The 7,903-nt window shown below is 40.8% G+C and carries 5 protein-coding genes; all 5 read left to right on the forward strand.

Translation table 11 applies throughout. From position 1 onward, the window contains the following. Window positions 1-24 precede the first annotated feature (24 nt). The 5 genes from Q8S11_RS06965 to Q8S11_RS06985 all read left to right on the forward strand — a co-directional run bounded on the left by Q8S11_RS06965 (window position 25) and on the right by Q8S11_RS06985 (window position 7,700). Window positions 25-1,761 carry a M14 family metallopeptidase gene (locus tag Q8S11_RS06965; RefSeq protein ID WP_305661363.1) on the forward strand — a complete coding sequence of 579 codons (1,737 nt, stop codon included), beginning with the start codon at window positions 25-27 and terminating at the stop codon, window positions 1,759-1,761. A 2-nt stretch (window positions 1,762-1,763) separates the two neighbouring features. Then, window positions 1,764-2,300, forward strand: coding sequence for a hypothetical protein (locus Q8S11_RS06970; RefSeq protein ID WP_305661364.1), 537 nt, complete (start codon window positions 1,764-1,766; stop codon window positions 2,298-2,300). Between the two features lie 955 nt (window positions 2,301-3,255). Beyond that, complete coding sequence (locus Q8S11_RS06975; RefSeq protein WP_305661365.1) at window positions 3,256-5,700, forward strand: PIG-L family deacetylase; 2,445 nt, start codon at window positions 3,256-3,258, stop codon at window positions 5,698-5,700. A gap of 5 nt (window positions 5,701-5,705) precedes the next feature. Next, window positions 5,706-5,888 (forward strand): hypothetical protein, encoded by a 183-nt coding sequence (locus Q8S11_RS06980; RefSeq protein ID WP_305661366.1) that lies wholly within the window; start codon window positions 5,706-5,708, stop codon window positions 5,886-5,888. Window positions 5,889-5,996: 108 nt separating this feature from the next. Continuing rightward, entirely contained in the window at window positions 5,997-7,700 is a 1,704-nt protein-coding gene (locus Q8S11_RS06985) for a sodium:solute symporter (protein WP_305661367.1), read from the forward strand. The last annotated feature ends 203 nt before the right edge of the window (window positions 7,701-7,903 follow it).

Raw genomic sequence — 7,903 nt, forward strand, 5'->3', positions numbered from 1 at the left:
TTTGTTTTGATAAAAAAAGAAATAATGAAAGCAATCATAAAAAAAATATTGTTTACCCTCCCCCAGCTTGCTCTGGCAATTGCTTTGCAGGCACAGCAACCTGAACAAATCCTAAAGGCTTCGGGAAGTCCCGCAAACCCGAAAGTTCAGGTAAGCTGGAACCGTTATAATGACTACTCTGCAATTACTGAGATCTGTAAAAAGCTCGCAAAAGCCTACCCTGATCTGGTAAAGCTTGAATCAATGGGAAAATCACACCTTGGAAAAGAAATGTGGGTACTGACAATCTCTGATTTTAAAAAAGGTGATCCTGCAAGAAAACCTGCTATGTACATTGATGGGAACATCCATTCCAATGAAATTCAGGGTAGCGAATTCGCACTATACACAGCCTGGTATCTTGCTGAATCATTTGCAGATACAAAGCATATTCAGGACTTATTGGAAGATAAAACTTTTTACATCGCACCCACGATCAACCCTGATGCCAGAGATAATTTTATCCACAAGGCAAATACTGCCCATTCTCCCCGCTCGGGGATGATCCCCATAGACAATGACCGCGACGGTGAACTGAATGAAGATGGCTATGATGACCTTGATGGTGACGGGCATATCGTTTTCATGCGCCGGAAAAATCCGAATGGTCGTTTAAAGCCTGATCCTGAAGATCCAAGAAGAATGATTACTATTGGAGTTGATCAGCAGGGAGAATATGAATTACTGGGTTATGAGGGAATTGATAATGACGGGGATGGTGAGGTTAATGAAGACGGAGAAGGTTTTTATGACCCGAATCGTGACTGGGCTTGGAACTGGCAGCCAAATCATATACAAAACGGTGCCTATAAATACCCATTCTCATTACCTGAAAATCGCGCGATTTCTGAGTTTGTGATGAAACATCCCAACATTGCTGCAGGGCAGTCATACCATAATAATGGCGGAATGATTCTACGTGGACCCGGTGCATTGGAGGATTTAAACACTTATAATGCCCAGGATGTTCAGGTTTATGATGCCCTTGGCAAAAAAGGTGAGGAACTCATTCCGGGATATAAATATCTGGTTGTTTATAAAGATCTGTACTCTGTTTTTGGAGGGGAACTGGACTGGTTTTACGGCGGAAGGGGGATTTATACCTTTTCAAATGAGCTGTGGACACAGTTTCTGTTGTATAACAAAACTATCGAAAGAAATGCCCAATCTGAGCAGTATTCTTTCGACCGGCATCTGCTTTTTAATGATGCCTTTGTCAATTGGAAAGCGTTCAAACACCCACAATACGGTGATATAGAAATTGGTGGTTTTAAGAAGTCTTTTGGCCGTCTGCATCCCGGATTTTTATTGGAAAGCGATGCCCACCGAAACATGGCTTTCACCTTATATCATGCCTATCATACCCCTAAACTTTCTGTCGAAGAAATCTCTGAAAAGGATTTAGGTGCCGGATTAAAAGAAGTGACTGCCGTCATTGCCAATAAGCGCTTAATGCCCACACATTCCAGTCAGGATCTGAAGTATAAGATTGAGGTTCCTGATCTGGTTAGTCTAAAAGGAGCAAAAGTGATGGCAGGCATGATCGTTACAAACCGTGATCTGAACATTGCTGAAGAACAAAAAAATGATCCTGAAAACATAAAAGTGCCCAATATCCCGGGAAACGGAACAGTTACTGTCAGATGGATAATCCAGAATGCAGCGAAATACCTGGTGCAGGTTGACAGTAAAAAGGGTGGAATTGTAAGTAGATCAAAATAGTTATGAAACTGCTCTTCAGTACAATTGGTCTGCTCCTTTTTAGCAATCTTCTTTTCGGACAGGGGGACAGGGAATTTTTTAAAGTCCTGCGGAACCTGGAAGGCAAAACCTTTTATGGTAAGGCCATTTATATGCCTGATACAACAAGAGCAAATGATTTTTGGGGCAGAGTACTGAGTTTTAAGGTTAACAAAAGCAAGAGAAATGAATTAAAGCTACCCTTTAATGTTGGAGAAAACCAAACAAGAACCTGGGTGCTTACAAAAACGAAAGATGGAATCCGCCTGAAGCATGACCATCGGCATACCGATGGTAGCCCTGATAGTATTACCAACTATGGTGGGGATTCTGACCAAAAGATCAGTAACAGACTAGCACAGTATTTTCCTGCAGATGAATTTACCTCAAATTTAATTCCGGCAGCCAGAACAAACCGATGGATCATGGAGTTTAGTCCCGATAAAAAGAAATTATATTACATACTTGAACGAAATACTGAGCTCCGTTTCAAAGCAGAATTCAATTTAGATAGCAGGTAATAAGTTTAAAAACGGCTCTCGCTAAGACGCAGCTAGTTCAGCCCTTTCCTCCGGGGTTTTCCGGCAAGAAATCGCGTTCTCCTCTGGTCGGTGTTCTCACCGTACCAAGCACGATCATATCATTGGCCGGTGATGACTCCAACCACAGGGAAATAGCCGGAAGCTACCTCCTCCGGCAAGGTTTATTTTACCAAAACTGTTTTTCCAATGGAACGGGCTGCCTGTCCCCGCTGGTACGCGCGTTCCAGGAATCAAATATAGAAACACACGCGTGCGCTAGCATTAAGGACCGAAGAAGCACAAACCCTGCTTTCTAAAACAAGAGAAATTATTGAATCTAGATTTAGTCCAGCTTGATTTTATATCGAACCCTGGAAGAAATTCTAACCTTAATTTACTTTTTACTGGCCTAACCAATTGAACTTATGAAAGAAACCAGGAACTCTTATTCCTGTATATACAGTGCATTCCTGGAGCCTTTAAGCAAGACTGGTGAGAATAAACCAGCCCTGAAATTATTTGAAAAAATACTGAAATAATCGGCACAGATAGCTAAAAGCCTGTAAATGAATGATTTTAGTATTTTTCATTTGTAAAAAATGTGGAAAACTTATTTTAGATAAATAATGAAAAAGTGTAATTTTATAAAATAAAGGTTAATCAACCTTAAGGCTATTTGTCTTACGAAAGTAAAAACGCAGTTCAGACATGCAGTGATTGTACTCTGAGGGGTGGGGAATAGCTTTAAGGATCTACAAGTTTTTAATTGTAATTTTTGGGGAAACGGTCAGATATTCAATATCTGACCGTTTTTTTCATTAATACCCTCTCCTTCTATTGGCTTAAGCACTTCAAAAAGCAAAACTGAATCTTATCCTTTTCAAGGTAAATTTTTTGTGTCATCACCTCCCGGCATACTTTTTTCCATATTTTCGGATATTATCGACCGTAAATTATGAACTTTCGTAAAATAGGATTTATCCTCTTTCTGTTTTTTCCGTTTTTTGTTTCCGGGCAAAGCTCTATTCAACTCAATTCATCAGAAATTAAGCTTGGGCTCAAAAAATTGAATACTCTGGGTTCTGCACTATATATTGCGGCACATCCTGATGATGAAAACACCCGTTTACTGGCCTTTCTCGCTAAGGAAAAGAAGTTCAGAACAGGTTACCTATCCCTGACCCGAGGTGACGGAGGCCAAAACCTGATCGGAAATGAGCAGTCAGAATTGCTCGGACTCATACGTACCCAGGAATTACTTGCAGCAAGACGTACGGATGGTGCAGAACAATTCTTTTCGAGGGCCATCGATTTTGGTTATTCAAAAAATTCGGATGAGACATTCCGAATCTGGGATAAAGAACAAATCCTGGCTGATGCAGTTTGGGTAATCAGGAAGTTCAAACCGGATGTAATCATCACCCGCTTCCCTGAAGATGAACGTGCGGGCCATGGTCAGCATGCCGCATCTGCAATTATTGCCCGCGAGGCATTTATCGCCGCAGCTGATCCTAAACGTTTCCCTAAACAATTAAAATATGTAGACATCTGGCAAGCCAGACGAATAGTTTGGAATACCTACAATTTCGGATCAATGAATACTACTGCCGAAGATCAGTTAAAACTGGATGTTGGAATTTATAATCCTTTGCTCGGTAAAGGCTATGGCGAAATCGCTGCCGAGAGCCGTACCCATCATAAAAGTCAGGGATTTGGAAGTGCCAGACAGCGCGGACAGGCAGTCGAATATTTTATACATACAGCAGGTATTTTATCTAAAAAAGACATTTTTGAGGGGATAAATTCAACATGGAACCGAATCCCGGGAGGAGAAGAAATCGGTAGAATGATAAGTGCCGCGGAGCAGAATTTTAAAACGGATGAACCATCGGCTTCTGTTCCGATATTGATCAATATCCTAAAGGGAATTGACGGCTTACCTAAGGGCTATTGGAAGGAACAAAAAACCGCTGAATTGAAAGATTTGATTGCTGCAGCCTCCGGACTTTGGTTCGAGTCGTACACCTTGCAGCCAATTCAGGCATTGGGTGACAGTATCAGACTCCGGTCTGATATCGTACTTCAATCCAAAATCCCTGTTAAATTACTGAGTGTCAATGGACAAAAACAGGAATTTGATCTGAAAGAAGGTATCGTAAAAAGTATTCCGGGCAGTGTATTCGCAAAAGAAATCACAGAACCTTACTGGCTGTTCGAAAATCATCCGATAGGCATATTCACAATTGATGATCAGCAATTAATTGGACATCCGGAGAAACCATCTTCAGCCCCAATTGAGTTCAGTTTCAGGATCTCAGATCAGGTAATTTCATTCCAGCGTCCTCCCATTTATAAATATACCGATCAGGTTCGGGGGGAAGTATATCAGCCATTAATCGTTGCACCGGCTGTTACGGCCAGCATCGCTGATAAAGCCTATGTCTTTTCCGAAAATACCCCCAAAACAATAACTGTCCTCCTGAAAAGCTTTCGTGAAAAAACCGAAGGCAGCCTGATTCCTCAGGTACCCTCCGGATGGAAAATTGAACCCCAGAAAATTGAGTTTAATTTGCCCAAAAAAGGAGATGAAAAAACAGTTCAGTTTACAATAATTCCCAGCAATCAGGCTGTATCAGGAAAATTCACAGTAAGTATTAATTCGGGGGGGCAGACCTATAATCGGGGAAGCCGGATTATTAATTATGAACACATTCCAATCCAAAATCTATTTCCCCTGGCCGAATCAAAAATCGAACGGGTTGAAATTAAAACGGGAGGTAGAAAGATCGGATATATTGCAGGTGCGGGCGATCTGATTCCAGAATCATTACAACAGATCGGTTATCAGGTAATTAGCCTGACAGAAACAGAGATTATGAATACTGATCTAGCACAATACAATGCAATCATTACAGGGGTGCGGGCATATAATGTAAATGAAAGATTAGCTGTTATGCAGCCTAAACTGATGGAATATGTCAGCAAAGGTGGGACCTTGCTGATTCAATACAATGTTAGCAATCCGTTACTGGTACAGAATATTGGGCCTTATCCATTTAAAATCACGCGTGACAGGGTAAGTGATGAGAATGCCAGTGTTAGATTTCTTGAAAAAGATCATCCGGTGTTAAACTATCCGAACAAGATCACAGCTAAAGATTTTGAGGGATGGATTCAGGAAAGAGGATTGTATTTCCTGGCGGAGGCCGATCCAAAATATAGTCGTATCTTAAGCATGAATGATCCGGGAGAAACACCTAAAGACGGATCCCTGCTGGTTGCTGATTATGGCAAAGGAAGATTTGTATATACTTCCCTGGTTTTTTTCAGGGAATTACCTGCCGGAATACCCGGTGCATATAGATTATTTGTAAATTTGATCACAAAACAAAAAGAATAATTAAGATGAAAACTGAAAACTCTGCAAAATCTAATAGTGCTTATTACATCGTTCCAGCCGTATTATGTGGCATCCTTACTGCCTGTGTGGTAACAGGATCTTTTGGCTATATGGTGCTGGGAGCAATATTGGGTCTTCTAACCGCAGGCTTCTGGATGAATGTTGTTCAGCATGGAGAAGAAGCCTGATCAGGATCTTCCACCTTTTGTAAAGACATGGAACCAGTTCTACTATCTTCTGATTGTATGGCTGGTACTACTTATTGTCTTGTTTTATCTGTTCACTAAAACGTATGAATGAGCGGGATTGACTGGATAGTGCTATTTACTACCCTGCTCATAATTGTCGTATATGGCATTTATAAGAGCCGCGGGACAGAAAATATTGAAGGCTATCTGCTTGGAAATCACGCATTTCCATGGTATAGTGTAACCCTTTCGGTTATGGCCACCCAGGCCAGTGCAATCACATTCCTTTCGGCTCCCGGACTTGCATTTTCGTCGGGAATGGCCTTTGTTCAGTTTTACTTCGGCCTTCCACTGGCCATGATCGTACTCAGTATCACCTTTGTTCCCATTTTTCATAAACTCAAAGTTTATACGGCATATGAGTTCCTGGAAAATCGATTTGACCTCAAAACAAGGGCATTGACTGCCTTATTATTCCTGGTACAGCGAGGACTCTCAACCGGGATTACCATTTATGCACCATCGATCATACTCTCTACTATTCTTGATATTGACACCACAATAACTACACTATTTATCGGCGGACTTGTAATCAGCTATACGGTTTATGGGGGTACCAAAGCGGTTTCCTATACTCAAATGCTTCAAATGGCTGTCATATTTTCGGGTATTCTGGTCGCAGGAATTCTGGTCGTAAAAATGCTTCCGGAAAGTGTGGGATTTGGAAAAGCCTTACAGATAGCTGGTAAAATGGGGCGGACAAATGCGATAGATTTTTCCTTTGACTGGAATAATCAATATACCGTTTGGAGCGGACTGATTGGAGGGTTTTTTCTTCAGTTATCCTATTTCGGAACTGATCAGAGTCAGGTGGGACGATATCTAACCGGTTCATCTATTGGACAAAGCAGGCTCGGATTATTGATGAACGGTCTTTTAAAGATTCCTATGCAATTTTTGATCCTTTTGATTGGAGTGCTTGTTTTTACGTTTTACCAATATCATCAACCCCCTATTTTTTTTAATAGTTATGAACTCGGCAAGCTGGAAAAGAGTCCCTATAACAAGGAACTGGAACAGATAAAAACTGACTATTCCAATGCATTTACAGAGAAACAGGCCGAAATCAATCGCCTGGAACAGGCAATGGATGCAGAGGATGAGGCTGCTATAAATTCCCAGCGTACTATTCTGGAAATTGCTGATAAAAAAACCAAAGCAATCCGGCAGCAGGCAGTAGACCTGATGAAAAAGAATGATCCTGAAGCTGAAACCAATGATAATAATTATGTCTTTCTCAGCTTTGTTACTAAATATCTCCCTCAGGGACTTATTGGTTTGCTTATCGCGATCATTTTCCTGGCTTCAATGGGATCTACTTCAAGTGCATTAAATTCACTGGCTTCAACCACTGTTATTGATATCTATAAAAGGCTGGTCAATTCGAATGCATCAGATGAAAAATATCTTTCTGTATCCAGATGGACAACCATAATCTGGGGGATATTTTGTATCATGATGGCCCTCTACGCAAGTAAAATGGGCAATTTAATTGAGGCGGTTAATATTCTGGGATCATTATTCTATGGAACGATTCTCGGTATTTTCATAGTTGCCTTTTACCTTAAAAAGATCGGGGGATCAGCAACCTTCACCGCGGCTATCATTACCGAAATCATAGTATTTAGCTGCTGGATGATGGATATTATGGCTTTTTTATGGCTGAATGTAGTGGGTTGTGTGCTTGTGATGCTTATTGCTGCAATACTGCAGAAGTTTCAAAAAAACGCACTAGAAGCCCGTGAAATATAGAATAATACTATTGTTATATGAGACCAATTCGATTGCTCATAGGCCCCAGCTTTAGCTGGGGTCTCGACTTTGGCTATTTACTAGATAACAAAAAAAAAAGGCTTCATAATTGGATTTGAAGTCTTTTTTTATGACCTTAGTATCTAGTTAAAAGACTAGATATGGGATATCCAACCAAAATACAGCTTATAAAAAGAGCCAAA

It is taken from the genome of Daejeonella sp., from assembly GCF_030695525.1.
Lineage (GTDB): Bacteria > Bacteroidota > Bacteroidia > Sphingobacteriales > Sphingobacteriaceae > Daejeonella.